At 64.9% G+C, this 23,648-nt stretch carries 24 protein-coding genes; 13 read left to right on the forward strand and 11 right to left on the reverse strand.

Features of this window, described 5'->3' with window-relative positions; translation table 11 throughout:
* The first annotated feature begins 1 nt into the window (after window position 1).
* From AC1DYL_RS12500 to AC1DYL_RS12510, 3 genes are all read left to right on the forward strand, one after another.
* Window positions 2-220 carry a hypothetical protein gene (locus AC1DYL_RS12500; protein ID WP_477157186.1) on the forward strand — a complete coding sequence of 73 codons (219 nt, stop codon included), beginning with the start codon at window positions 2-4 and terminating at the stop codon, window positions 218-220.
* A gap of 58 nt (window positions 221-278) precedes the next feature.
* A complete protein-coding gene (locus AC1DYL_RS12505) occupies window positions 279-1,469 on the forward strand; it encodes a low temperature requirement protein A (protein WP_477173377.1) in 1,191 nt (396 codons plus the stop codon).
* A 71-nt stretch (window positions 1,470-1,540) separates the two neighbouring features.
* Window positions 1,541-2,467: a glycine--tRNA ligase subunit alpha gene (locus AC1DYL_RS12510; RefSeq protein ID WP_477150086.1), complete on the forward strand. Its 927-nt coding sequence runs from the start codon at window positions 1,541-1,543 to the stop codon at window positions 2,465-2,467.
* 15 nt (window positions 2,468-2,482) lie between these two features.
* Here the strand turns inward: AC1DYL_RS12510 and AC1DYL_RS12515 are convergent, their stop codons facing one another.
* A complete protein-coding gene (locus AC1DYL_RS12515) occupies window positions 2,483-2,809 on the reverse strand; it encodes a hypothetical protein (protein WP_477150087.1) in 327 nt (108 codons plus the stop codon).
* A gap of 167 nt (window positions 2,810-2,976) precedes the next feature.
* On the opposite strand from AC1DYL_RS12515, the gene AC1DYL_RS12520 reads away from it, so the two are divergent.
* A complete protein-coding gene (locus tag AC1DYL_RS12520) occupies window positions 2,977-4,092 on the forward strand; it encodes a nucleotidyltransferase family protein (protein ID WP_477173378.1) in 1,116 nt (371 codons plus the stop codon).
* Here the strand turns inward: AC1DYL_RS12520 and rnhA are convergent.
* The 3 genes from rnhA to ispH are packed head-to-tail and all read right to left on the reverse strand — an operon-like array spanning window position 4,089 to window position 6,042.
* Window positions 4,089-4,562 carry a ribonuclease HI gene (gene rnhA / locus AC1DYL_RS12525; protein ID WP_477173379.1) on the reverse strand — a complete coding sequence of 158 codons (474 nt, stop codon included), beginning with the start codon at window positions 4,560-4,562 and terminating at the stop codon, window positions 4,089-4,091. The two genes, AC1DYL_RS12520 and rnhA, sit on opposite strands and share 4 nt — an antisense overlap.
* Window positions 4,559-5,083 carry a GNAT family N-acetyltransferase gene (locus AC1DYL_RS12530; RefSeq protein ID WP_477173380.1) on the reverse strand — a complete coding sequence of 175 codons (525 nt, stop codon included), beginning with the start codon at window positions 5,081-5,083 and terminating at the stop codon, window positions 4,559-4,561. The genes rnhA and AC1DYL_RS12530 overlap by 4 nt, the downstream gene beginning before the upstream one ends.
* Entirely contained in the window at window positions 5,080-6,042 is a 963-nt protein-coding gene (gene ispH / locus AC1DYL_RS12535) for a 4-hydroxy-3-methylbut-2-enyl diphosphate reductase (protein ID WP_477157190.1), read from the reverse strand. Before ispH ends, AC1DYL_RS12530 begins: the two co-directional genes overlap by 4 nt.
* Before the next feature lie 157 nt (window positions 6,043-6,199).
* Between ispH and AC1DYL_RS12540 the strand changes: the two genes are divergently transcribed.
* Together AC1DYL_RS12540 and AC1DYL_RS12545 are read left to right on the forward strand one after the other, a co-directional pair.
* Window positions 6,200-8,452, forward strand: coding sequence for a putative PEP-binding protein (locus tag AC1DYL_RS12540; protein ID WP_477173381.1), 2,253 nt, complete (start codon window positions 6,200-6,202; stop codon window positions 8,450-8,452).
* A 236-nt stretch (window positions 8,453-8,688) separates the two neighbouring features.
* Complete coding sequence (locus tag AC1DYL_RS12545; protein ID WP_477173382.1) at window positions 8,689-9,717, forward strand: cell wall hydrolase; 1,029 nt, start codon at window positions 8,689-8,691, stop codon at window positions 9,715-9,717.
* A gap of 332 nt (window positions 9,718-10,049) precedes the next feature.
* Here AC1DYL_RS12545 and AC1DYL_RS12550 read toward each other — a convergent pair whose 3' ends face one another.
* From AC1DYL_RS12550 to AC1DYL_RS12580, 7 genes are all read right to left on the reverse strand, one after another.
* Complete coding sequence (locus tag AC1DYL_RS12550; protein ID WP_477173383.1) at window positions 10,050-10,211, reverse strand: hypothetical protein; 162 nt, start codon at window positions 10,209-10,211, stop codon at window positions 10,050-10,052.
* Between the two features lie 198 nt (window positions 10,212-10,409).
* Complete coding sequence (locus tag AC1DYL_RS12555; RefSeq protein WP_477173384.1) at window positions 10,410-11,012, reverse strand: NAD(P)H-dependent oxidoreductase; 603 nt, start codon at window positions 11,010-11,012, stop codon at window positions 10,410-10,412.
* Entirely contained in the window at window positions 11,009-12,418 is a 1,410-nt protein-coding gene (locus AC1DYL_RS12560; RefSeq protein ID WP_477150095.1) for an FAD-binding oxidoreductase, read from the reverse strand. Before AC1DYL_RS12560 ends, AC1DYL_RS12555 begins: the two co-directional genes overlap by 4 nt.
* 3 nt (window positions 12,419-12,421) lie before the next feature.
* A complete protein-coding gene (locus tag AC1DYL_RS12565; protein ID WP_477173385.1) occupies window positions 12,422-13,738 on the reverse strand; it encodes a cytosine deaminase in 1,317 nt (438 codons plus the stop codon).
* A gap of 2 nt (window positions 13,739-13,740) precedes the next feature.
* Window positions 13,741-14,613, reverse strand: a complete 873-nt coding sequence (locus tag AC1DYL_RS12570; RefSeq protein WP_477173386.1) for an ABC transporter permease — start codon at window positions 14,611-14,613, stop codon at window positions 13,741-13,743.
* Window positions 14,613-15,377, reverse strand: coding sequence for an ABC transporter ATP-binding protein (locus AC1DYL_RS12575; RefSeq protein WP_477173743.1), 765 nt, complete (start codon window positions 15,375-15,377; stop codon window positions 14,613-14,615). The genes AC1DYL_RS12570 and AC1DYL_RS12575 overlap by 1 nt, the downstream gene beginning before the upstream one ends.
* A 126-nt stretch (window positions 15,378-15,503) precedes the next feature.
* Window positions 15,504-16,508, reverse strand: coding sequence for an ABC transporter substrate-binding protein (locus tag AC1DYL_RS12580; protein WP_477173387.1), 1,005 nt, complete (start codon window positions 16,506-16,508; stop codon window positions 15,504-15,506).
* Window positions 16,509-16,738: 230 nt separating this feature from the next.
* Between AC1DYL_RS12580 and AC1DYL_RS12585 the strand changes: the two genes are divergently transcribed.
* The 7 genes from AC1DYL_RS12585 to AC1DYL_RS12615 all read left to right on the forward strand — a co-directional run bounded on the left by AC1DYL_RS12585 (window position 16,739) and on the right by AC1DYL_RS12615 (window position 23,645).
* Complete coding sequence (locus AC1DYL_RS12585) at window positions 16,739-17,128, forward strand: RidA family protein (RefSeq protein WP_477173388.1); 390 nt, start codon at window positions 16,739-16,741, stop codon at window positions 17,126-17,128.
* Window positions 17,129-17,142: 14 nt separating this feature from the next.
* Window positions 17,143-17,928: a creatininase family protein gene (locus tag AC1DYL_RS12590; RefSeq protein ID WP_477173389.1), complete on the forward strand. Its 786-nt coding sequence runs from the start codon at window positions 17,143-17,145 to the stop codon at window positions 17,926-17,928.
* A 256-nt stretch (window positions 17,929-18,184) separates the two neighbouring features.
* Window positions 18,185-19,687, forward strand: a complete 1,503-nt coding sequence (locus tag AC1DYL_RS12595) for an aromatic amino acid lyase (RefSeq protein ID WP_477173390.1) — start codon at window positions 18,185-18,187, stop codon at window positions 19,685-19,687.
* Window positions 19,688-19,786: 99 nt separating this feature from the next.
* Window positions 19,787-20,695, forward strand: a complete 909-nt coding sequence (osmF, locus tag AC1DYL_RS12600) for a glycine betaine ABC transporter substrate-binding protein OsmF (RefSeq protein ID WP_477173391.1) — start codon at window positions 19,787-19,789, stop codon at window positions 20,693-20,695.
* An 82-nt stretch (window positions 20,696-20,777) separates the two neighbouring features.
* Window positions 20,778-21,968 (forward strand): ABC transporter permease, encoded by a 1,191-nt coding sequence (locus tag AC1DYL_RS12605; protein ID WP_477173392.1) that lies wholly within the window; start codon window positions 20,778-20,780, stop codon window positions 21,966-21,968.
* Window positions 21,961-22,899, forward strand: coding sequence for an ABC transporter ATP-binding protein (locus AC1DYL_RS12610; RefSeq protein WP_477173393.1), 939 nt, complete (start codon window positions 21,961-21,963; stop codon window positions 22,897-22,899). The genes AC1DYL_RS12605 and AC1DYL_RS12610 overlap by 8 nt, the downstream gene beginning before the upstream one ends.
* Window positions 22,896-23,645 (forward strand): ABC transporter permease, encoded by a 750-nt coding sequence (locus AC1DYL_RS12615; RefSeq protein ID WP_477173394.1) that lies wholly within the window; start codon window positions 22,896-22,898, stop codon window positions 23,643-23,645. The genes AC1DYL_RS12610 and AC1DYL_RS12615 overlap by 4 nt, the downstream gene beginning before the upstream one ends.
* The last annotated feature ends 3 nt before the right edge of the window (window positions 23,646-23,648 follow it).

The raw sequence follows: 23,648 nt of genomic DNA on the forward strand, positions 1-23,648 counted from the left end.
CATGACCGGCACCCTTCTCCGCGTCCTTATCTTCGTGGCGATTATCCTCGCCATCCTCTGGGGTGTGCGGAAAATCTGGCGCGACTGGACCGGACAGTTCAAGGAAATCGACAAGGCGAAACACGAGCGTGACCTGCAGGAGCGCAAGCGGCCCGACGTCATCACGCTGAAGCGCGACAAGGACGGCAAGTTCCGCCCGCCCGAGGATGACGGGCGCTAGATTCCCGAAGACAGGACGATGGCCCCCGGCTAGCCTTCCGGCAAACTGGAGTCGGGAAATGGTCGACAGTTTGCTGCGCAGCCGGCGGGCGGGGCACCACGCCGAGGTGACATCGGTCGAGTTGTTCTTCGACCTCGTTTTCGTCATCGCGGTCACCCAGATATCGCACGCACTGCTCGAAGACCTCACCTGGAGCGGCGCCCTCAGGGCAGGAATGCTGCTTCTCACCATCTGGTGGGCCTGGATCGACACTGCGTGGATCACCAACTGGCTCGACCCGCAAAAGCCGCTTGTGCGGCTGCTGCTGTTCATCCTCATGGGTGTGGGGCTCGTGATCTCGAGCGCGCTGCCCGAGGCCTTTGGCGAGCGCGGGCTTGCCTTCGCGTTGGCCTTCGTGGTGTTCCAACTCGGCCGCACGGCCTTCATGCTCTGGGCGGTCCGACGGGACGCGTCGCTGAGGCAGAACTTCGTGCGCATTGCCATTTGGTATGGTGCTTCGGCGGTATTCTGGCTCGCCGGCGGTTTCGCCGAGGGCGATCTGCGCCTCTACCTGTGGCTCATCGCCGTGCTGCTCGACGCGATCTCGCCTGTCGTGAACTTCTGGGTGCCGGGGCTGGGTCACTCCGACACGCATGAGTGGACGATCGATGGCGGCCTGATGGCCGAGCGCAGCGGGCTGTTCGTGATGATCGCGCTGGGCGAGTCGGTGCTGGTGACCGGTACGGCCTTCACCGAACTCGAGTGGACGCCGGCGCTGATCCTGGCGATGACCGTGTCGCTGCTGCAGTCGATCGCCATGTGGTGGATTTACTTCGGCCAGCATGCCGGAGCCGCAGCGGCGGCCATAGGGCGCTCGGACGATCCCGGTGGCATCGCCCGCTTTGCTTACACCTACGTCCCCATTCTGCTGATCGCCGGCATCGTCGTTTCGGCAGTCGGGGACGAAATGGTGCTGGCCCATCCGGATGGGCACCTCGATACATCCGCGATACTGGTGCTGATCGGTGGACCGGCACTGTTCCTCGTCGGCGCCGTCTTGTTCAAGCTGGCCGTGTTCAAGTACTGGTCGATCCCGCGCCTCATCGGTCTGGGCCTGATGCTCGCGCTCTATCCGCTGGCCGGCGGGTTGTCGCCGCTGCTGCTGTCTGCCGCCGCCACCTGCATCATGATTGCGCTTGCGGCCTGGGAAGTCGTCGATATCGCGAGGCACCCGGAGCGGTTTCCAGCCATGCAGCACCATGGCGAATGAACAGCGGAATTGACCCGGTGCCTTGGCCCCACTAGGTTCCGCGCGCAATTCCAGAGCCGGACCGCCCGCCGATGACCTCCCTACCCGCCCACATGGACCCCAGGAACTCGTTCCAGGGGCTGATCCTGACGCTGCAGCGCTTCTGGGCGGAGCAGGGTTGCGTGATCCTGCAGCCTTACGACATGCAGATGGGCGCCGGTACTTTCCACACCGCGACGACGCTGCGCGCGCTTGGCCCCAAGCCCTGGAAGGCGGCCTATGTGCAGCCCTCGCGCCGCCCCAAGGACGGCCGCTACGGCGAGAACCCGAACCGGCTGCAGCACTACTATCAGTTCCAGGTGATCCTGAAGCCATCGCCCGACAACATCCAGGAACTCTACCTGCAGTCGCTGGCCGAGATCGGCCTCGATTCGAGCCTGCATGACATCCGCTTCGTCGAGGATGACTGGGAGAGCCCGACGCTGGGCGCCTGGGGGCTCGGCTGGGAATGCTGGTGCGACGGCATGGAAGTGAGCCAGTTCACCTATTTCCAGCAGGTCGCCGGGTTCGAGACCAAGCCCGTACCAGGCGAGATCACCTACGGGCTCGAGCGCCTCGCCTGTTATCTCCAGAACGTCGATTCCATCATGGAGCTCAACTTCAACGGCGGCAGCGGCGAGGACAAGGTTACCTATGCCGACGTGTTCCTGCAGAACGAGCAGGAGTTCTCGAAGTACAATTTCGAGGCCGCCGACGTCGACATGCTGTTCCGCCACTTCAAGGATGCCGAGGACGAGTGCAAGGCGTTGCTGAAGAAGGGTGCCGTCGGCAATCGCCAGACGCTCGCCGTGCCGGCCTATGAGCAGGTCATCAAGGCCAGCCATAACTTCAACCTGCTCGACGCCCGCGGCGCCATTTCGGTCACCGAGCGCCAGAGCTACATCCTCAGGATCCGCGATCTCGCCAAGGCCTGCGGTGAGGCTTGGCTGCAGACGGCGGGTGGCGGAGCCGCCGACTGACGGCCTGCGGCAGCCTTAGCTGCACGTCACCTCGAGGCCATCCGAGCCGGTGAACCGGAACTTCGTCTTGCCCGTGTCGTCGGTGCCGAACACGCCGACGAGTTGCATGTCCTTGAGCGGTCCCGACAGCGGGTTCACGTCGTTGCCGGCCGATGCCACCTGCCCACTCGCGCTGTTGCCGTCGACGTTCTTGAACGAATAGTCGCCCGCCACGAACAGCGTGAGTTCGCCAAGATTGGCGCCATTCTCGCTGACACAGGAGTAGACGCCAGGCGGTGGGAACTGCGCCAGCGCGGGGGTGGCGAGCAGTGCTAGGGCGGCGGCGAGGTGGAGCGGGCGCATTATGGGAGTATGCGACCGCGAGGCAGGGGAGGCAACGCGCAGGTCATAAGCAGCTCTCCGATTGCTCATGACGCCCAGCTTCGCCGGCAGTTATACCACTTTCGCGAAAATGGTATAACCGGACCGGAACCTGTGTTATACCATTTTCGCGAAAATGGTATAACACGATGAAACAGCTCGATCTGACCTACCAGACCCTCTACTCGGAACTCGCTCAACGCAGCCTCGATGCCGCCTTCACGTCCGAGTTCGAACTCGATGGACGCTTCGTAGCTGTTGAGGTCAAGGGCAGGAAATTCTGGTACTACGACGGGCCCAAGCAACCCGGCGACGTCCAGGCCAAGCGTCGTACCTACGTCGGCCCCTCCGACGATGAGGAGATCACCCGGCGCGTCGAGCAGTTCAAGGACCTCAAGGAAGACTACCGCGTCCGCTCGCGCCTTGTTTCAACGCTTGTGCGCGAAGCCTACCTGCCTCGCCCCCAGCCGCTCGCCGGCAACATCGTCGAAGCGCTCTCTCGCGCTGGTTTCTTCCGGCTTCGCGGTGTGCTGATCGGTACGGTGGCGTTTCAGTGCTACTCGGCGCTGCTGGGTGTCCGCATGCCCGGCGCGATCATGCAGACCGGCGATGCCGACTTCGCCCAGTTCCATTCGATCGCCAATGCGGTCGACGATAGCATGCCGTCCATCCTCGACGTGTTGCGCGAGGTGGATCCCACCTTCCGGGAGATTCCGCATCGCAATGACGGACGCTACACCACACAGTACAGCACCCGCTCGGGTTACAAGGTCGAGTTCCTCACTCCCAACACCGGCTCGGACGATCACACCGATCGGCCTGCCGCCATGCCGGCATTGGGTGCAACCGCAGCGCAACCGCTCCGCTTCCTCGACTTTCTGATCTATGAGCCAGTTCGCGCCGTGCTTCTACATGGTGCCGGCGTGCCTGTGCTGGTGCCTGCCCCCGAGCGTTATGCCATCCACAAGCTGATCGTCGCCACGCGCCGGCTCACGGACAACGACGGCCTCGCAAAGAGCCGCAAGGATGTGCAACAGGCAACGGAGATCATGCAGGCCATGGTCCAGACCCGCCAGACCGACGCCCTCGCCGACGCCTACATGACGGCGTGGGATCGTGGCCCGGCCTGGCGCGATGCCATCCGACAAAGCCTCAGGACGATCGATCCGGAAGTGTTGGAAGACATTCGGCGGGCGCTACTGGTCTCATTTGAACGCATGCTTGGCGACCCGGTCCGCTACGAACTGGCCGCCCGGCCGGCCTAAACCGGCGGCATCAGCCCTTCCGGTTTCCGCTTCTTGCCCTTGAACGGCTCCATGCCCTCGTTGGCGAGTTGGTCGGCGCGTTCGTTCATTTCGTCGCCATTGTGGCCCTTGACCCAGTGCCAGTTGATCTTGTGGCGCTGGGTGGCGGCGTCGAGGGACTGCCAGAGTTCGACGTTCTTGACCGGCTTCTTGTCAGCGGTGCGCCAGCCGTTCTTCTTCCAGCCGTGGATCCACTTGGTCAGCCCGTCCTTGACGTAATTGCTGTCGGTGTGGAGCTCGATCTCGCACGGCCGCTTCAGCGCGGTCAGTGCTTCGATGGCGGCGGTGAGTTCCATCTGGTTGTTGGTGGTCAGCGGCGCGCCGCCCTTCAGCTCTTTCACCGTGTCGCCATACTGCAGCACGGCGCCCCAACCGCCGGGACCGGGGTTGCCTGAGCAGGCGCCATCGGTGTGGATGATAACAGAGTTCATGCGGGCGGCCGATCGTAGCGGTAGAACTCGACATCGGGATGGCCGTAGCTGTCTCCCGTATGGGTGTACACGCCGCCGAGCTTGCGCAGCACCTTCAGCGAGGGCTCGTTGCGCGCGTCCGCCATGCCGAGGAAATGGTCGCGGTCGGTGTCGCGCCAATACCAGTCCTTGAGAGCGCTCGCCGCCTCGTACACGTAGCCCTGGCCCCAGAATTCCGGATAGAGCGAGTAGCCGATCTCCGGGATCTCGTCGGCGCCGTAGATGCCGAAGCCACAGCGCCCCACGAGCACGCCATCGGCCTTCCGCGTCACCCGGAGCTTGCCCATCTTCTGACGCTCGAACAGCGCGATCCAGTGGGCGAGCGCCTTGTCCATGTCCGCCTTGCTCCACGGCTGTCCGTGCCCGGTGAGATAGCGCGCCACCGTCGGATCGCCATGCAGGCGGTAGAGATCTTCGATCTGGTCGGCACGCCAGCCGGAGAGGACCAGCCGCTCCGTTTCCAAGAGGGTCAGGTCAGTCATGCGGCGGGCTGGGCTCTGAGTTCGCGGGGCAGGTTGAAGACGATGCTCTCGCGCTGCTCGCCGCTGGCGCTGACCGCGATGTCGAAGCGCTGCGCGAAGGCCTCGATGACCTCATCGACCAGCGTCTCGGGGGCAGAGGCGCCGGCGGTGATGCCCAGCGTCTTGATGCCCTCGAACTTGCTCCAGTCGATCTTGTCGGCGCGCTCGACCAGCGAGGCATTGGGGCAACCATTGCGTTGCGCAACTTCGACCAGGCGAACCGAGTTCGACGATTCCGGCGCGCCGACCACGATCATGGCGTCGACATTCGGCGCCACCCGCTTCACCGCTTCCTGGCGGTTGGTGGTGGCGTAGCAGATGTCTTCCTTGTGCGGCAGCGCGATGGTCGGAAAGCGCCGGCGCAGCACCTCGACGATAGCGGAGGTGTCGTCGACGCTGAGCGTCGTCTGCGTCACGTAGGCGAGCTTGGCCGGGTCCCGGGGCACGAAGCTCTCAGCTTCCTCGACCGTCTGGATGAGCGTGATGGCTTCATCGGGCAACTGGCCCATCGTGCCGATCACCTCGACATGGCCTGCATGCCCGATGAGGACGATCTCGCGGCCCTCATTGTGGTGCCGGTTGGCCTCGATATGGACCTTCGACACCAGCGGGCAGGTCGCATCGAGAAAGAACATGTTGCGCGCCTTGGCGCCGGCCGGCACGGACTTGGGCACCCCGTGGGCGGAAAACACGACGGGAGCGCCGGTATCCGGGATCTCGTCGAGCTCCTCGACGAACACCGCGCCCTTCTGGCGCAGGCCGTCGACGACGTATTTGTTGTGGACGATGGCGTGGCGCACATAGACCGGCGCGCCGTAGCGCTCGAGCGCCAGTTCGACGATCTGGATGGCGCGATCGACGCCGGCGCAGAAACCGCGCGGCGCACACAGCGTAATGTCCAAGTGCGGCCTTGTTTGCATAGGAGAGCAGATGCGTTCAATGCCCGGGCAAGTCAAGGTAGCAATGCCGCGACCCAAGGGCACGGGCAACGGTGCGTCAAGCCGATCACAAGTGATCAGTTGCGGTGCAACGGCCTGAACGGCAATATGTTTCGCAACTTGGCGGAAGGTGTCCCCGGTGACCCTGGCAATGGAGATGTTCGCGATCGCGCCCGCCACGGGCAAGGCGAACCTTTCCTCGATCCAGGACGGGTTGCTGGTCGGCAAGGCTTTGTGGCTGAGCCGCGCTGCCGAAGCCGGGTTGCCCGTTGCCCCGACCATCGTTATCAGTCGCGCCGCCTGGAACGCCCTGCAGGAAGAGCGCAAGGCGAAGGACGACCGGCTGCGCATCCACTGGGTCGCGACGCTGTTCCGGCTGGTTGGCCGCGATGGCCGGCCGCCTGCGCTGGTGGTGCGCACCTCGAGCGCGGCGCACAGTTCGGGCCTGATGCCGGCACGGCCGGGGCTGAGCCCGCCTGCCAACGAGGCCGAGTCCGTCGACCCGGCACGGCCGTTGGCAAAGGCCATCTCGGATGCCTTTGCGTCCTACGCCACATTCGATCCGCGCCCGGAGCGGCAGATCGTCATTGTCCAGGCGATGGCTGACGGGGACGTTCGGCAGTTCCTCACTCGCGATGCGCAGACGGGAGTGCTTGGCCCGGCGCCAGTCAATGGTACGCCGTTCGGTCCCTTGCCGCCTTCTGCAACGGCGTTCGTCGATCTGCTGGATGCGGCGGCTGGGCAGCATCTGAGCTGCCTGGTGTCAGTCGAGGGTGACATGGTCCGCCTGCTTTCGGCTCGTGCCGCCCCGGCTTCGGCAGCAGCCGAACTCGAAGCCGCCGTTGATCGTGTGGCGCGTGGACGCTGGACGCAGCGCGAGGCAGTGACCCATATCGACCCGGCGCGCCTGCAGCAGATGCTGCATCCCCGGCTCCGCTCGCCTGAAAGCGCCACGGTGCTCGCCACCGGACTTGGTGTCTCCCCGGGCGCCGCCAGTGGCGTCATCGTCTTCAACTCCGAGGATGCGGCGCGCATGAAGGCGCGCGGCCGGCATTGCATCCTCGTCGTCACCGAGACCGGCCCGACCGACATCGAAGGGATGAAGGCGGCGACCGGCATCTTGACCGCCCGGGGCGGCATGACCAGTCATGCGGGCGTGGTGGCGCGTATCACCGGCAAACCCTGTGTTGCCGGCGTGCGGACACTGAGCGTCAACCAAGCGGAGATGACCTGCCGCATCGGCAACAAGGAATTCCGTCAGGGTGACCGCATCACGGTCGACGGCACCGACGGCTCGGTCTATCTGGGCGCCCTGCCACTGGCGCAGCCGCATATTGGCGGCGCGATGGGGAAGCTCCTGGGCTGGTCCGACGCCTCGCGCCGGGTGAAGGTGCGGGCCAATGCCGAGACGGTGGAGGCGGTGAATACGGCGCTGAGCTTTGGCGCCGAGGGGATCGGCCTGGCGCGCTCGGAGCACATGTTTTTTTCGCGCGAGCGCATGGTGGCGCTGCGGCGGCTGATCCTGTCGGAAGATGCCGATGATCGCGCCAAGGCCCTGACCGGGTTGGTCGATTTCCAGACCGCGGATTATTCCTCGATCTTTCTCGCCATGAAGGGTCGGCCGGTGACGGTACGGCTGTTCGATCCGCCGCTGCACGAGTTCCTGCCGCGCACCGACGAGGATATCGAGGAGACGGCGCAGTCGCTCGGCCTCGAGGTGCGTGCGCTTCGTATGCGGCTCGACCGTATTGCCGAGACCAACCCCATGTTGGGGCACCGCGGCGTGCGGCTCGCCATCACCTATCCCGAGATCCTGAAGATGCAGATCGAGGCGCTGTGCGCCGGCGTGCGTGCCGCTTCGGCCAAGCAGTCGGAGCCGGTGACGCTCGAGGTGATGGTGCCGTTCGTTTCCACTGTCAGCGAGGTGGTGGAGGTTAAGCGCCAGACCTACGCCATCGTCGAGCAGGCCGGGCTGCCGCCGGCGGCCCGGGAGCGCTTCGCCTTCGGCACTATGATCGAACTGCCGCGCGCGGCGCTGCGGGCAGGGGACATCGCCGAACATGTCGACTTCTTCTCGTTCGGCACCAATGACCTGACGCAAACCACCTACGGCATCAGCCGCGACGATGCGCCGGCGTTCCTTTCGGCTTATCAGCGGAAGGGCCTCTACGACCTTGATCCGTTCGTCACGCTCGACCAGAAGGGCGTCGGCGAGATGATCACCATCGCGATCGAGCGCGGTAAGCGGGCGAACCCGAACTTGAAGATCGGCATCTGCGGCGAGCATGCAGGCGACCCGGCCTCGCTGTGGTTTTTCGCCCGGCTGGATGTGGATTACGTGAGCTGCTCGCCATATCGGGTGCCGGTGGCGAGGCTGACGCTGGCGCAGTAGGCGGACGGTAATTAAGTCAGCCCAGCTGCCCCATTTCGCCCGGATATAGCCCCTTCGTGGCCATCTCCGGCCCGTCCTGACGCCAAATTTCCCCTGTTTACGGTCGGCTAACCCTAAACCCGCATTATCGCGAAGGCCGGCATTTGCGTCACAGTTTATCTGAAATGCCGGCGCGTCGTTTGTTGCGTTCGCGTGGATAGTAAAGCGTTCTGATGGCCCCATACCGGACCACCCCGATGCGCCGTGCTCGCAATGAGCTCGCCGCACTCAAGGCATGCGCAGGTTTCGCGCTCGCAATTTTCGCCGTCGCCGGCTTGACCGGCGCCGCTCACGCCCCCGACATGGGGTCGAGTTCGGCCTATGAGGCTAGCCTAACGCGGCCGAGCCTCAGTCGTTCCGGCACGGATGTGGTCATCACCGGCTCGATCGACAACATCTTCCTTTCGCAGAGCTTCGTCGGCGCCAATCGTGCGCTGAAGCAGGATCGGGCCCGCCCGGTGGTCCAACTGGCGGAACTGACCGCCAGCTTCGCCGATATCCGCGCCAAGATCGCGGCCGCACGCAACCCCAAGGGCACGGCTCCGGCGACCGTCGAGACGGCCAAGGCCGACCTTGCCACCTGGACCAAGAGCCAGGTGGAGGCCAAGGCCCCAGCCGAGATGCCGGTAGCCGTTGCGGCCATTGACCCCGCGCTGACGACCCCCGCGCTCGATGCTATCGAAGGCCTTGCCGGGACCGGCAGCGATGTGCCGGTGCCCCACACGATGTCGGAGAAGCTCGCCTATGCGCGGGCCGACCTGCCGGCGACGGTGTTCGACGGCTCGGTGATGAGCAAGCAGGGCAAGAAGGTTTCCGACAAGGAAGTCTGGTGCATGGCCACTGCGATCTATTTCGAGTCACGCGGTGAGAGCTATCGCGGCCAGGTGGCGGTGGGCCAGGTGGTGATGAACCGCGTTTACCACAAGCTCTATCCCGACACGATCTGCGGCGTAGTGTTCCAGAACCAGAGCAAGCGCAACGCCTGCCAGTTCTCCTTTGCCTGCGACGGCATCCCCGAGAAGGTGACCGACCAGAAATCCTGGAAGCAGGCCATGGCAATCGCCAAGGACGTGATCTCGGGCAAGGAATACCTGGCCGAGGTCGGCTACTCGACCCACTACCACGCCACCTACGTCTACCCGCACTGGGCGCCGCGCATGAAGAAGAACACCAAGATCGGCATGCACGTGTTCTACCAGTTCAAGCGCGGGTGGAAGTTCGGCTGAACGGTTTCGAGCGGATACGTTCAGTTCGGTTTGGCATGTAGTTCGTCCCCTTGGCTGACCATCAGCGAGCAATTCTCGCATGGTTGACGGGTAGGGGGATAAGTCGGGCTTCGACCAAAAAGCGCCCCCTCAAAACTCGGTGTCATCCCAGCGAAAGCCGGGGTCCACGGCTTCGCTTGCCGGGATCCACGGCTTCGCTTGCGCTGTGGCGAACTGGGTCCCAGCTTTCGCTGGGATGACATCCGGGGTGGGCGGGAGCGCGGATGGGGCAGGTTAGCTGCCCTGCTGCGCCGCTGGTTTGCCACTGAGATGAACGGTGTCTGACGAAATCGTCAGGACGCCTTGCAGATGTCGGTTTGCGAGTAGCCGCCGCCGAGGTCGATCTCCATTCTCGGGGCGGGATCGAGAACCAGCGTCGCCTGAACGGTGGGATCACCGCTGTCCAGAACCAGTGCGCGCATCTCGCTTGTTTCAATGCGCTTCACGATCGTCATCTTGCGAGAAGTCTTGCCAGATACGGCCGTGACAAACGGTTGTTTGTCCTCGATCTGCAGGTGTACGTGAGAGAGAGCCTTGGCTTGCCGATGGCCGCTCCTATCTCGCAGACCAATGTCGTTGCCTGCGATGGGGCAGGGAAGAGTGCCACACCCACCACGATCGACAGCATCAAAGCAATCGAGCGGGGCATCCTGTCAGAACCTCGCCATCTCGCGCTTCACCTTGTCGATGAAGCCCTTCAGCCCTGCTTCGGTCTGGTTGTTCATGTCGTAGAGCGCCAGGTATTTTGGCGGCATCAGCGTGCCGAAGGTGACCCAGGCCCAGCGCATGGCGAGGCGGCGGGGCGGGTCGCCCATGATCATGGTGCGGAGGCGATCGCCGCCATAGGTGGTGATGTAGGCGACCTTCTTGATGTTCTTCATCGCCGGGATGAGCTTGCCCTTGTCGTTGGCGTCGCCGCCTTCGAGGACGAACGAGACGCCCGGCAGGAAGATGCGGTCGAAGAAGCCCTTGAGGATCGCCGGATAGCCATAGTTCCACACCGGGTGGACGAAAACGATCTTGTCGCAGGCGCGGAGGCGGTCGACGTAGGGCTTGGTCAGCGGCGTCAGGTTCCCCGGCACGTCGTGGTAGCCGAGCCGTTCGTCGCGGCTCATCGCCGCGATGAAGTTGTCGTCATAGAGGTTCAGCGCATCAACCTCGTCGCCCTTCGCCCGAAGGGTTTCGCAGGTCGCGTTGAACAGCGCGCGGTTGTAGCTGGTCTCGACCGGATGGGCGTGGACGACCAGCACCCTCATTCGGCGGCGCCGCCGAGCGTGTAGAGGCCGGTGAACAGCCAGGTACGGCCGGATTCGAAATCGAAATCCGGATCGTCCCAGGCGATCATCTTGCCGGGGTTGAGGATGCCCTTGGGATCGGCTTCCTTCTTGAACTGCAGCTGCGCCCGGTCGGTCCGCTTCATGCCGCCCTCTTCGAGGGTGTAGCGGTGCGGGTTGAAGACCAGGCAGCCGTTCTCTTCGTGGATCCGGATGATCTCCTCGAGCCGCTCTTCCGAGGTGTAGCGAACGATGGGGAGGCCGGAGAACACGACGCGACCGTCGAAGCGGGTCATCTCGATATGCATCGGCAGCTCTTCGCCGAAGATGTCGATGATCTTCTTTACATGGTCGAGGTCGGGGTACTGGGTCTGCAGGTAGGTGATGGTCGGGTCGATCTTGAGGCCGCGGAGCGTCGTGTGGTTCCAGGCCAGCTCGTAGATCGGGGGCAGCTTGGCCTTTTCCTCGGGCGTCAGGGTGTCGGCGCGATAGAGCAGGTCGCCTTCGTGGAAGGCGACGAAATCGACCAGTGCGGGGACGGCTGCAGGAGCCGCCATCAGCAGCACGACCGATTGCTCGCGGCTGCGGATGTAGGGGCGGTGGCGGTTGAAATAGTCGTGCGCGATGGGCGCGGCGACCGGCGAGATTTCCTTGCACAACAGCCCATCCTGCAGCGCCACCTGCTCGGCGAAGGCGCAGGCTTCCTGGATGGTGTCGAAGCCCACCATCATGTCGACCCAGTCGTAATGCGCGGTCAGCGGCATCTCGGCTTCGACGATGATGCCGTTGGTGCCGTAGGCGTGGGCGACCTTGAGGATGTCGGGGCCGCGCAGGTCGAGCACACGCGGTTCGGCTTCGCAGGTGACGACCTTGAGGCCGAGGATGTTGCCGAAATTGCGCAAGCCGCCCCAGCGGATCGAGCCGACGCCGCCCGAGCCGCCGGCGATGAAGCCGCCCAGCGAGGCCATACGATAGGTCGAGGGGTGGAAGCGGAGCTCGCCGTTGACGGCGTGGATGGTCTGCTCGTCGAGCTGCTCGAGGATGACGCCAGCTTCGGCGCGCACCCGGTCCTGCTCGATCTTGATGACCTTGTTGAGGTTCATCAGGTTGAGCATGGCGCCACCCGACAGCGGCATGGCCTGGCCGTAATTGCCGGTGCCGGCGCCGCGCGGGGTGATCGGCACGTCGTACTTGAAGGCTTCGCGCAGCACGGTGACGACCTCGTCGACAGAGCGCGGCGAGACCACGATCTCAGCGGTGACGCCTTCGAGCTGCTGCTTCAGGCGCGGCGAATACCAGTAATGGTCGCGGCTCTTCTGCTGCACGATGCGCGGGTTGTCTTCGACCGGAATGTCGCCGAGAGCGGCGCGAAAGCCAGTGATATCCATGGTTTACTCCATCAGGTCGTCGAGTTCGCGATAGTCGGGAAGGCTCGTGTCGATGGCCTTGCCGGCACGAAGCACGATGCGGTCATGTTGCGGGCGGGCGTTGAGCTCGGTCCAGCTGCGGGCGCGGAACAGCACCAGGTCGGCGGGCGCGCCGGGCGCGATCACTGCCTTGTAGGTGAAGCCGGCATGCGCGGCAGGCGCTGAGCCGACGGCGCGCACCCAGTCCCACGCCTGATCCTGCGGGTGGTCGAACTGCAGGATGCGGGCGCCCTCGCGCAGCACCTCGACGCCGTCGAGATCGCCATAGGCGTAGAACGGGTCGCGGGTGTTGTCCGAGGCGATGGCGACGACGGCGCCAGCAGCCTTGAATTCGTTGAGCAGGGTGGCGCCGCGGCGGATCGGGGTGCGGACGGCGCCGTTACCGTTGCTGCGGTCCTGCAGGTAGATGTTGCACATCGGCAGCGAGACGATGGCGATGCCGGCTTCGACGGCCTTGTCGATGGTGGTGCGCTGGGTGCGCTCGTCCTGCACGGTGAGGACGCAGCAATGGCCGGCCATCACCTTGCCGGTGAAGCCGGTTTCGAGCACGGCTTCGGCGAGGTGGAGCAGGGCGTGGGCCGAGGGGTCGCCGGTCTCGTCGGTGTGGAGGTCGAGATCGAGCCCGAGCTCGCCGGCCTTCTCGACCACGCGGAGCATGGCTTCCTTGGAGCGGGCATATTCGGCGACCGAGCCGCCGAGGATACCGCCCGAAGCCTTCACCTGCTGGGCGACAGCGTCGAGTTCGGCCGGGTTCACCAGCGTGTCCGGGCCCGTGATGGAGACGGCCTGCAACTCGATGCGGCCGGCCCAGCGCTCGCGCATCTGCTCGAACAGCGTCCAGCTGATCTCGTGCTGCGGCGGCGCGCTGTCGAGATGGGTGCGGATGGCGGCGGTGCCGTGGGCATAGGCGCAGCGCAGCGCGAAATCCATGCGCCGTTCCATGTCGGCGGCGGCCCACTTGCTTTCGCGATCGGCGCCGACGGCCAGCAGGGCGCCGAGCCAGGTGCCGTCCGGGTTCTCCTTGCGCGGCCAGATATGGCCCTTGTCGAGATGCGTGTGGATGTCGACGAAGGCCGGGAGGATCAGGCCGGCATCGAGGTCGTGGCTGGGACCGGTGACGGGGGCCGAGCCGGTGGGGCGGATGGCGGCGATGCGGCCATCCGCGATCTCGATATCGACGCTTTCGACGGCACCGCTGCCGGTCTTGCCCAAGGCAGCGCTCGGGATCCGGGCGTTGCGGAGGGTGACATTGCCGGTCGCGAGGGCAGGGGTGCCGTGCACGCTCAATTCTCCCGCTTGATGGCGCTCTCGTGCCAGCGGTGCAGGGACAGCCAGGCGATGAACGAGGTGAGGCCGAAGATGGCGATGCCGGTGCCGGTGAGGAGGATCAGCGCCGCGAACAGCCGGGGGATGTTGAGCCGGTACTGCGATTCGAGCAGGCGGAAGGCGAGGCCCGAGCCCTGGCCGGCGGTGCCGGCAGCGAACTCGGCGACAACAGCCGCGATGAGCGCGAGGCCGCCGGCGATCCTGAGGCCGGCCATGAAGTAGGGCAGGGACGCGGGCAGCTTGAGATAAATCAGCGTCTGCCAGCGCGAGGCGCCATAGAGGTCGTAGAGGTTTAGGAGGTTATGATCGACGCTCTTGAGGCCCGTGACCATGTTGCTCAGGATCGGGAAGAACGCCACGAGGAACGCGATGATCAGCAGCACCGTCTGGGTGTCGGGCACATAGATCAGCAGCAGCGGCGCGATGGCGATGACCGGGGTCACCTGCAGGATCACCGCGAACGGAAACAGCGCCAGCTCGACCCACTTGCTCTGGACGAGGATGATCGCCATCGCGACGCCGCCGATCAGGGCAAGCACCAGCGCGGTGAAGGTGATGCGGAGCGTCACCAGCAGCGACGGCGCGAGCGTCGGCCAGTCATTGTAGAGCGACGTCACCACGTCGCCCGGGGTGGGAAGGATGTATTTCGGGATGCCGTTGAGCACCACGATCAGGTGCCAGGCGATCACCGCCAGCACCAGCATGGCCACCGGCACCACGACCCGCAGCACGCGCTCGGTGTTGGAGGTGCGCGGGCGGAGGATGGCGACGGCGCTGTCTGTACCGGCTTCGTCGTCGGTGTTGGGGGCGGTTTGCACGACGTTGCTCATCAGTGCGTCCCTCCACCGGCGTGAATGGCTTCGTGCAGTGCGTGCGACACCTCGTGGGTGGTGGCGCGATACTCTTCGGAGGTGCGGTATTCGGCGTCGCGCTCGCCGCTGGTCTTCAGCGGGATATCCGCGAACACCTGGCCGGGGCGGGCCTTCATCACCACGATGCGGTTGGAAAGGTACGCGCTCTCGAACACCGAGTGGGTGACGAAAATCACGGTGACGCCCGACTGCTTCCAGAGGCGCAGGACATCGTCGTTGAGCTTCTGCCGGGTGATCTCGTCGAGCGCGGCGAACGGCTCGTCCATCAGCAGCAGCTTGGGCTTGGTGACCAGCGCGCGGGCGATCGAGACGCGCATCTTCATGCCGCCCGACAGTTCGCGCGGATAGGCGTCGGCGAAATCGGCGAGGCCGACCGAGGCCAGCGTTTCCATGATGCGGGGGCGGGCGGCGGATTTGCTCACGCCCTCGAGACGGAGCGGCAGGTAGACGTTGCCGAACACCGTTTGCCACGGCATCAGCGTCGGCTCCTGGAACACGAAGCCGACATCGCCCTCGGGCAGGCCTCTGGAATTGATCTTCGAGGATGGCCAGTCGATGCTGCCGGAACTGGCGCCGCCGAGGCCGGCGATGATCCGGAGCGCCGTCGACTTGCCGCAGCCGGACGGGCCGAGCAGGCTCAGGAACTCGCCGCGCTCGACATCGAGCGACATGTCCTTGAGCGCCAGCGTACCGTTGGAGAAGACTTTCGAGACGTTCCGCATGGAGACGACGGTGTGCGTCGATTTCGGTGCGGTCCTCGGCTCGGCGAGGGAAAGATCAGTCAATGCAGCAGCCCACGTTAGGGACGAACGGCGCGGGCGGAATTGCCCGCGCCGAGTAGGTTCTTCTTACTTCACCAGCTCTTTGCCAAGGCCCTGGCAGACCAGTTCAGTGGTATATGCCTGGGTGACGTCGATGCCTTCGGCGAACAGGCCGACCGTGACCATCTGGTCGTAGAAATCCTTCCAGCGCGCGTCGGTCATGCAGCCGATGCCGCCGGTCTCCGCGTCGCCGGAAACGACGATGCCGTATTCCTTCATCTTGGCGAGGCCGTACGCGAGCTGACCATCGGTCATCTCGGGATTGTCCTTCTTGATCAGCTCGTTGGCAGCGGCATTGTCGCCGTAGAGGTAGTTGTACCAGCCGATGATCGATGCTTCGACGAAGCGCTTGGCCACGTCCTTGTTGGCGTCGTACCAGGGCTTCATGGTCTCGATCGTCGTCGAATAAGGCTGGAAGCCGTTATCGGCGAGCAGGAACACCTTGGGCGCCCAGCCGGCCTGCTTCTCGATCTCGTAGGGCTCCGAGGTCAGGTAGCCCTGCTGGATCGCCTGCTTGTCGGCGATGAACGGCGCCGGGTTGAAGGTGTAGGGCTCGAACTTCTCGTCGACGAAGCCCTCGTAGGCGGACTTCATCCAGCTGAAGTACGAGATGAAGCCATCCTTGGAGAGGATGTACTTCGACGCCTTGGCGAGATCTGCGAAGGTCTCGAAGCCCGCATCCGGATGGGCCAGCAGCACCTGCGGATCCTTCTGGAAGATCGAGGCGATGGTGATGGTCGGGATGCCTTCCTTGACCGCGTCGATCGCGGTGGTCGGGCCACCCATGTAGAAGTTGATCTGCCCGCCGATCAGCAGCGACCGGTTGGCGCCCTGCGGCCCGCCTTGGCGGATGGTGACGTCGAGGTTGTACTTGGCATAGGTGCCGTCGGCCACGGCCTGGTAGTAGCCACCGTGCTCCGCCTGGGCCAGCCAGTTGGTGCCGAAGCTCACCTTGTCCTGCGCGATGGCGCCGCTCATGCCCAATGCTAGCGTTACCACGCCGGCCGAGATGAGCTTGGTGAAGTCGATCATCGTTAGTCTCCCTGTTAAGGTATCCGCCGGGGCTTGTCCCCCGCCCGGCCGGTCGGCAAACTTCCATGCCCGCGGGCACACCAAACCATTCATTCCGCGCCGAAAAGCAAAAGAAAAGCCCAAAATTGCGCCATTCAGCAAAGTGCCGCCAGAATAGGCAATAAGGATTAGATTGGGGCTTTCATTCGCCCTCGTTTGACGCTTAGCTGAGCATACACACCGGGGGTCCTGTGCATAAGCCGCTTTCGCCTTCATCGATTCATCCGGCGTTTTCGCGCTACAGCCTCGGTGTCGAGGTCAGTTCGCGTTCGCGCTACGTCTTCTGTTCCGGCCAGGTCGGGATCACCGCCGACGGCACGATTCCCCCCGATTGCGCGGGCCAGACGCGCGTCTGTTTCGACAACATTGCCGCCGTGCTGGCGGAGGCCGGCATGGGCTTTGGCGATGTGGTGAAGCTCAATGCGTTCGTTACCGGCCGCGAGCACTTGGCCGAGTACATGAAGGTGCGCAACGAGCTGTTTCCGGAGCCGTTTCCGGCCTCTACGCTGATGATCGTGACGGGATTCGCGCGGCCGGAATTCGTCGTCGAGATCGAAGCGATCGCCGCGATCCCCAGCTGACTGAAAGACTTCACATGAGCTATCGCAAGATCTGGTGGAACGACTTCTCCGCCAACCAATTCCATGGCCTCGATCCGAACAAGACGATCGCGGTGTTCCCGGTGGCGGCGGTGGAGCAGCACGGCCCGCATTTGCCGGTGGGCACCGACACGATCATCAACCAGGGCCATCTCGACCTGTTGGTGCAGCGCGCGCCGGCGGATCTCGATATCCGCATCCTGCCGGTGCAGGCGATCGGCAAATCCAACGAGCACATCTGGCAGAAGGGCACACTGAGCGGCACGGCAACCAACCTGATCGACGCCTGGACGCAGATCGGGCTGGAGATCGCGCGGACCGGCATCAAAAAGGTGGTGTTCGTCAACAGCCATGGCGGGAACGTGTCGATCCTCGACATCGTGGCGCGCGAGCTGCGGGTCCGGCAGAACATGCTGGCGGTGAAGGCCGGCTGGAGCCATTTCTGGCCCAAGGACATCTATTCCGACATCGAGAACCGCTTCGGAATCCATGGCGGCGACAGCGAGACCTCGCTGGTGATGCATTTCCGGCCCGAACTGGTGAACCGCGAGGCACTGCAGGATTTCCCGTCGGTCGCGCAGCGTGACGAGCAGGGCTACAAATACCTGCGGCCGACCGGCATGTTGAGCTACGCCTGGATCGCCAGCGATATCCACCCGCTGGGGGCGGCGGGCGAGGCGCACCTGGCGACAGCGGACAAGGGGCGCATCACCGTCGAGACGGCGGTCGACGGGTTCATCGAGCTGCTGCGTGAGGTGGAGCGGTATCCGCTGCCGCAGTAATCCAGCGCGCTTGGTCGCCCCCTCCACCACCCTTTGGGTGGTCCCCCTCCCCCGTTTCACGGTGGAGGATCCCGCTGTGGCACGATCTCGCCTTGATCCTCCCTTGCGAAGCGGGGGAGTGGGACCGGCGTAGCCGGTGGAGGGAGCGGCCGCACGCACGGTCGGTCGTGTTGCGCTCCCCCTGGCAACCCGCTAATCCCTGTATATGCAGCAGTTTCAGACCCAAACCGATACCCTCTCGCTCAATGGCAAGCCCATGAGCTTTTCGAGCCTGGCGCGTATCGGCGCGCGTGCGGTTTCGCTCGAGGCCGATCCCGTCGCCATGGCGCGTGTCGACGTGGCGCGGAAGGTGGTCGACGACAAGCTCGCGCGCGGTGAGTCGGTGTATGGCGCCAATACCGGCGTTGGGGCGATGAAGGACGTCGAGTGGACGCCTGAGCAGCTCGAGACCTTCAATCTCGGGCTGGTGCGCGCCCACCATTTCGGCACCGGCGCGCCGTTTCCCAACTCGGTGGTGCGCAGCGCCATGGCGATCCGCGTCAACACGGCGCTGACCGGGCGGGTGGGGTGCTCTCGCGCGCTCGTTGACGCGTATCTGGCGCTGCTCGACAGGGATGTGGTGCCGGTGGTGCGGCGTACCGGCTCGATCGGCACCGCCGATATTGGGCTGATGGGCCAGATCGGCGCCGTGCTGACCGGCGTCGGCGAGGCGGTGTACCAGAACCGCCGGATGTCAGCCGAAGCCGCGCTCGCTGAAGCCGGATTGGCACCTTGCCGTATGGCGCCGCGCGACAGCCTCGCCTCGATCAGCGTCAATGCCGTTGGCTTTGCGGCCGCGGCCGAGGCGGTGCGTTCGGCAGCGTCGGCGGTGCGCATGCTGCTGGCGACGAGCCTCACCACGGCCGGGGCGTTGGGTGCGTCGCGCGACCCGTGGAAGGCTGTGGCGCATGTGGGGACCGAGCGCGAGGCCGAGATCGGCGCGTGGCTTTATCACAACGCCATGGGCTGGGACTGGCCGAACGCCACCCACATCCAGGATCCGCTGTCGCTGCGCATGATGGCGCAGGTGTTCGGCTCGGTGTTCGACACGCTGCTGGTGGCGGGGCGGACGGTTCTGGCCGCTACCGGCCGCACCGACGACAACCCGGTGGTGGTCGATGGGCAGGTGCTGACCTCGGGCGGCTCGTTGCCGCTCGATGTGACGATCTATCTGCAGACCGCGCAACTGGCGCTGGCGCATGCGGCGCGCAACTCGTTCAACCGGTGCGTGCTGCTGAGCAACGGAGCGCGGCGCGACCTGCCGATCAACCTGGTGCCGCGCGGCGCGATTGCCACCGGCTTCGGCCCGATCATCAAGCTGGCGGGCGAGCTGTTTGCGCGGGCGCTGTCGATGGCAATGCCGGTCTCGGCGCAATCGCTCGTGGTGGCCGCAGGGCTCGAGGACGAGGTGTCGTTCCTGCCGCTGGTGGTCGAGCGGTTGGAGCGGCAGGTCCGGGCGCTAAGGCGTCTCGCGGCGCTCGAGGGGCTGCTGGCGGCGCAGGCGATGGACATTCACGGCGACCGGCCGAGTGGCGTGCCGGGGATGATCTACGAGAAGGTGCGCAAGCACGCGGCGTTCTACGAAATCGACCGGCCACTTTCCGCCGAGGTGGAAATCATCGAAAGCGATCTCGGTTCCGAACAGGCAATGGCGGAACTGATTTCCCACGCACCCATTCCTGCACTGGACGAGTTTTTCGCGCTCGGCCCCGTCACGTAGCATGCCGGAGTATGACTTTTCCTTGGCGCCCGTATAGGTTTGGCGCCAATTCCGGCCCTAGGGATCGTGCACGGCGGCCGGAACAATAAGGAGACCATCATGCTTTCGAAGAAACTGCTCGGCGCCGTTGCGGCGCTGGCCTTCACGGTGACCGCGGCCAACGCCCAGGTCGTCGTGTCGTCGAAGATCGATACCGAAGGTGGCTTGCTCGGCAACATCATCAGCCAGGTGCTGCAGGCCAATGGCGTCGCCGTAACCGAGAAAATCCAGCTCGGCGGTACGCCCGTCGTCCGCCAGGCAATTACCGCCGGCGAGATCGACATCTACCCCGAATACACCGGCAACGCCGCGTTCTTCTTCGAGAAGGCCGACGACCCGCTGTGGAACGACGCCGCGAAGGCCTATGAAGAGGCCAAGAAGCTCGACTACGACGCCAACAAGATCGTCTGGCTGTCGCCCGCTACGGCCAATAACACCTGGGCCGTGGCGGTTCGCAAGGATGTGGCCGACGCCAACAAGCTCGCGACGTTCTCCGATCTCGGCAAGTACATTGCCGGTGGTGGAAACATCAAGCTGGCGGCCTCGGCCGAGTTCGTTTCGTCCCCCGCCGCCCTCCCGAAGTTCCAGGAAGTCTACGGCTTCACGCTGAAGCCCGACCAGCTGGTGACGCTCTCGGGCGGTGACACCGCGGCGACGATTGCTGCGGCCGCGCAGCAGACCAACGGCGTCAACGCCGCGATGGTCTACGGCACCGACGGTGGCATTGCCCCCTCCGGTCTGGTCGTGATGACCGACGACAAGGGCGTGCAGCCGGTCTACGAGCCGGCGCCGATCATCCGTGAAGCGGTGCTTAAGGCTAACCCGCAGATCGAAGAGCTGCTGAAGCCGGTGTTCGCCAAGCTCGACCTCGCGACGCTGCAGACGCTCAACGGCCGCATCCAGGTCGGCGGCGAAGCTGCTAAGGACGTCGCCATCGACTGGCTGAAGACCAACGGCTTCCTGAAGTAAGCCTTGGCGCAGACAGTGCATTTTGGGGGTGGGCAGGAATACTGCCCACCCCTAATGTTTTCGCGATGAGCGAACGGACACCATGACAGACATCGCGGTTCCCCAAGCTGGCCGGTTGCCGTTCGCCGTCGATAAGCTCGGCGTGCTGATCGCGGGGCTGGCGGCTGTCGCGTCGTTCCTGCCGTTCGCGGCGTTTCGCGCCAACCGGATCGTGCTGGGGGAATCGAAGGGGATATTCGTTGCGCTGCCCGGGTGGGAGGCAGTGTTGCTGGGGTTGGTGCTGGTGGCTGGCATCGGCATCGCGTTGTTCCGGACGCCGACGCTGTGGCGGTTGGCGACGAGCTTGGTGGTGCTGGCGCTGCTGTTCATCGCTATCGGCCATGCCGGCACGTTCCTGACGCCGCCGGGAGACAAGATTGCCCGCGTTTCACCAGGTGGCGGCTTCTGGCTGCTGATCTTTGCCTTCGCGCTGCTGGCGGCTGACGCCATCGCGCGATTGAAGCTGAAGCCGTGGATGCGGATCGGCGTGCTGGCGGCGGTGGCGGTGTTCTTCGCGGTGCTGCTCGTTTCCGGCACGCTCAACGACCTGTCGATCCTGCGCGAGTATTTCAACCGCGGCGACACCTTCTGGCGCGAGGCGCAGACGCATCTGGCGCTGGCGCTCGGCTCGCTCGCGGCGGCGACGGTCGCTGGTATTCCCATCGGCATCCTTTGCCACCGCAGCGATGCGTGGCGGGCGCCGGTGCTGAATGTGCTGAACGCCATCCAGACCATTCCGTCGATCGCGCTGTTCGGGCTGCTGATCGCGCCGCTGGCGTGGGTGGCGGCGAACATTCCGGGCGCCTCCGCAGTCGGCATTTCCGGCATTGGCGCGGCGCCGGCGATGGTGGCGCTGTTTGCCTATTCGCTGCTGCCGGTGGTGGCTAACACCGTGGTCGGCCTCGACAATGTGCCGCCGGCCGCCAATGACGCGGCCAAGGGCATGGGGATGACGGACTGGCAGCGGTTGACGACGGTGGAGTTTCCGCTGGCCTTTCCGGTGATCCTCACCGGCATCCGGATTGTGCTGGTGCAGAACATCGGGCTCGCCACCATTGCTGCGCTGATCGGCGGCGGCGGGTTCGGGGTGTTCGTGTTCCAGGGCGTCGGGCAGACGGCGATGGACCTGGTGCTGCTGGGCGCCGTGCCGACCGTGGCGCTGGCCTTTGCAGCGGCCGTAGTGCTTGATTCTGTTGTGGAAATGGTCTCACCCAAGGATATGCACCGTGATTGAGATCGAGGCCCTCACCAAGGACTATCTCGAGCTGACAGTGGTCGACCACGTGAGCCTGACCGTCGCGGACGGTGAGCTTGCGGTGATCGTCGGCACGTCGGGGTCGGGCAAGACGACTTTGTTGAGGATGATCAACAGGTTGATCGAGCCGACTTCGGGGATGGTGAAGATCGACGGCGAGGATACGCGGGCGGTTCCGGCGTTCGAACTGCGGCGCCGGATCGGCTATGCGATCCAGGGGCATGGGCTGTTTCCGCATCGGACGGTGGGGCAGAACATCGCCACGGTGCCGACGCTGCTTGGCTGGGACAAGCAGAAATCTATGCAAAGGGTTGATGAGCTTTTGAGCTTGTTCCAACTCGAGCCCGCGGAATTTCGTGACCGGATGCCGAGCGAGCTTTCGGGCGGCCAGCAGCAGCGCGTCGGGGTGGCGCGGGCGCTGGCGGCGGAGCCGAAACTGCTGCTGATGGACGAACCGTTCGGTGCGCTCGACCCGATCATCCGTGCCAAGGCGCAGTCGGATTTGCTGGCGATTCAGAAGCGGTTCGGCACCACGATCGTCTTGGTGACGCATGACATGGAGGAGGCGATCCACCTCGGCACCAAGATCGCCGTGATGGATAAGGGGAAGCTCCTGCAATACGCGCCGCCCGACGAGATCATCGCCCGGCCGGCGACGCCGTTCGTCGCCGAGCTGATCGGCACCGGTGAGCGGCCGTTCCGGCTGCTGTCGTTGGGCAGGGTCCGCGACCTGGTGGAAGCCGGCCCGGCGCAGGGCGAGCCGATCTCGGCCGACGCCTCGTTGCGCGACGCCTACGCGGAGCTGCTGTGGACCGGGCGCGAGATGCTGCCGGTGATCGACGCCGATGGCACCAGCATCGGCCGCATCCGCCGCGACGACATCGCCCACAAGGCCGAGCGCCCGCAATGAGGCTCGGGTTGATCATCCGGCTGGTCGTCCTCGCGCTGCTGGTGGCGTTCATCGTCACGCCCGAGAGCTTCGCCTGGGTGTTCCAGCCGCTGACCAAGAACGGGCAGCCGGCGATCTATGTGCAGAACTCGCTGCTCAACCTGACGCTGAGCCATCTGACCATCGTTGCGATCGCGACGATTGCCTCGACCCTGCTGGCGGTGGGGCTGGCCATCCTCGTGACCCGGCCGTTCGGGGCGGAGTTCCTGCCGCTGAGCCGCTCGCTCGCCAATATCGGCCAGACCTTCCCGCCGGTGGCGGTGCTGGCGCTGGCGGTGCCGGTGCTGGGGTTCGGGGCGGCGCCGACGCTGGTGGCGCTATTCCTCTACGGGCTGCTGCCGATCTTCGAGAATGCGCTGACCGGGCTGACGACGTTACCGCCGGCGGTGACCGAGGCGGCGCGCGGGGTGGGGATGACCGACCGGCAGAGGCTGCTTGGTGTCGAACTGCCGCTGGCGACGCCGGTGATCCTCGCGGGCATCAGGCTCTCGGTGGTGATTTCGGTGGCGACGGCGACAATCGGCTCGACTGTGGCCGCGAGTACGCTGGGTGAGGTGATCATCGCCGGGCTGCTCTCGAACAATCTCGCCTTCATCGCGCAGGGCGGTCTGGTGGTCGGCGTGATGGCGGTTCTGATCTATGATGCGCTTTCGGCGCTCGAGCGGATGCTGATGGCTCGCACCGGTCAGCGTCGGCAGCAATCGTAGGGA

The organism is Devosia sp. P1_H9 (assembly GCF_056405135.1).

Bases quoted from the DNA above. Each gene is read 5' to 3' on its own strand.
- AC1DYL_RS12500 (WP_477157186.1), top strand. From the start codon at position 2: ATGACCGGCACCCTTCTCCGCGTCCTTATCTTCGTGGCGATTATCCTC.
- AC1DYL_RS12505 (WP_477173377.1), top strand. From the start codon at position 279: ATGGTCGACAGTTTGCTGCGCAGCCGGCGGGCGGGGCACCACGCCGAG.
- AC1DYL_RS12510 (WP_477150086.1), top strand. From the start codon at position 1,541: ATGACCTCCCTACCCGCCCACATGGACCCCAGGAACTCGTTCCAGGGG.
- AC1DYL_RS12515 (WP_477150087.1), bottom strand. From the start codon at position 2,809: ATGCGCCCGCTCCACCTCGCCGCCGCCCTAGCACTGCTCGCCACCCCC.
- AC1DYL_RS12520 (WP_477173378.1), top strand. From the start codon at position 2,977: ATGAAACAGCTCGATCTGACCTACCAGACCCTCTACTCGGAACTCGCT.
- rnhA (WP_477173379.1), bottom strand. From the start codon at position 4,562: ATGAACTCTGTTATCATCCACACCGATGGCGCCTGCTCAGGCAACCCC.
- AC1DYL_RS12530 (WP_477173380.1), bottom strand. From the start codon at position 5,083: ATGACTGACCTGACCCTCTTGGAAACGGAGCGGCTGGTCCTCTCCGGC.
- ispH (WP_477157190.1), bottom strand. From the start codon at position 6,042: ATGCAAACAAGGCCGCACTTGGACATTACGCTGTGTGCGCCGCGCGGT.
- AC1DYL_RS12545 (WP_477173382.1), top strand. From the start codon at position 8,689: ATGCGCCGTGCTCGCAATGAGCTCGCCGCACTCAAGGCATGCGCAGGT.
- AC1DYL_RS12550 (WP_477173383.1), bottom strand. From the start codon at position 10,211: ATGACGATCGTGAAGCGCATTGAAACAAGCGAGATGCGCGCACTGGTT.
- AC1DYL_RS12555 (WP_477173384.1), bottom strand. From the start codon at position 11,012: ATGAGGGTGCTGGTCGTCCACGCCCATCCGGTCGAGACCAGCTACAAC.
- AC1DYL_RS12560 (WP_477150095.1), bottom strand. From the start codon at position 12,418: ATGGATATCACTGGCTTTCGCGCCGCTCTCGGCGACATTCCGGTCGAA.
- AC1DYL_RS12570 (WP_477173386.1), bottom strand. From the start codon at position 14,613: ATGAGCAACGTCGTGCAAACCGCCCCCAACACCGACGACGAAGCCGGT.
- AC1DYL_RS12575 (WP_477173743.1), bottom strand. From the start codon at position 15,377: ATGCGGAACGTCTCGAAAGTCTTCTCCAACGGTACGCTGGCGCTCAAG.
- AC1DYL_RS12580 (WP_477173387.1), bottom strand. From the start codon at position 16,508: ATGATCGACTTCACCAAGCTCATCTCGGCCGGCGTGGTAACGCTAGCA.
- AC1DYL_RS12590 (WP_477173389.1), top strand. From the start codon at position 17,143: ATGAGCTATCGCAAGATCTGGTGGAACGACTTCTCCGCCAACCAATTC.
- AC1DYL_RS12595 (WP_477173390.1), top strand. From the start codon at position 18,185: ATGAGCTTTTCGAGCCTGGCGCGTATCGGCGCGCGTGCGGTTTCGCTC.
- osmF (WP_477173391.1), top strand. From the start codon at position 19,787: ATGCTTTCGAAGAAACTGCTCGGCGCCGTTGCGGCGCTGGCCTTCACG.
- AC1DYL_RS12605 (WP_477173392.1), top strand. From the start codon at position 20,778: ATGACAGACATCGCGGTTCCCCAAGCTGGCCGGTTGCCGTTCGCCGTC.
- AC1DYL_RS12615 (WP_477173394.1), top strand. From the start codon at position 22,896: ATGAGGCTCGGGTTGATCATCCGGCTGGTCGTCCTCGCGCTGCTGGTG.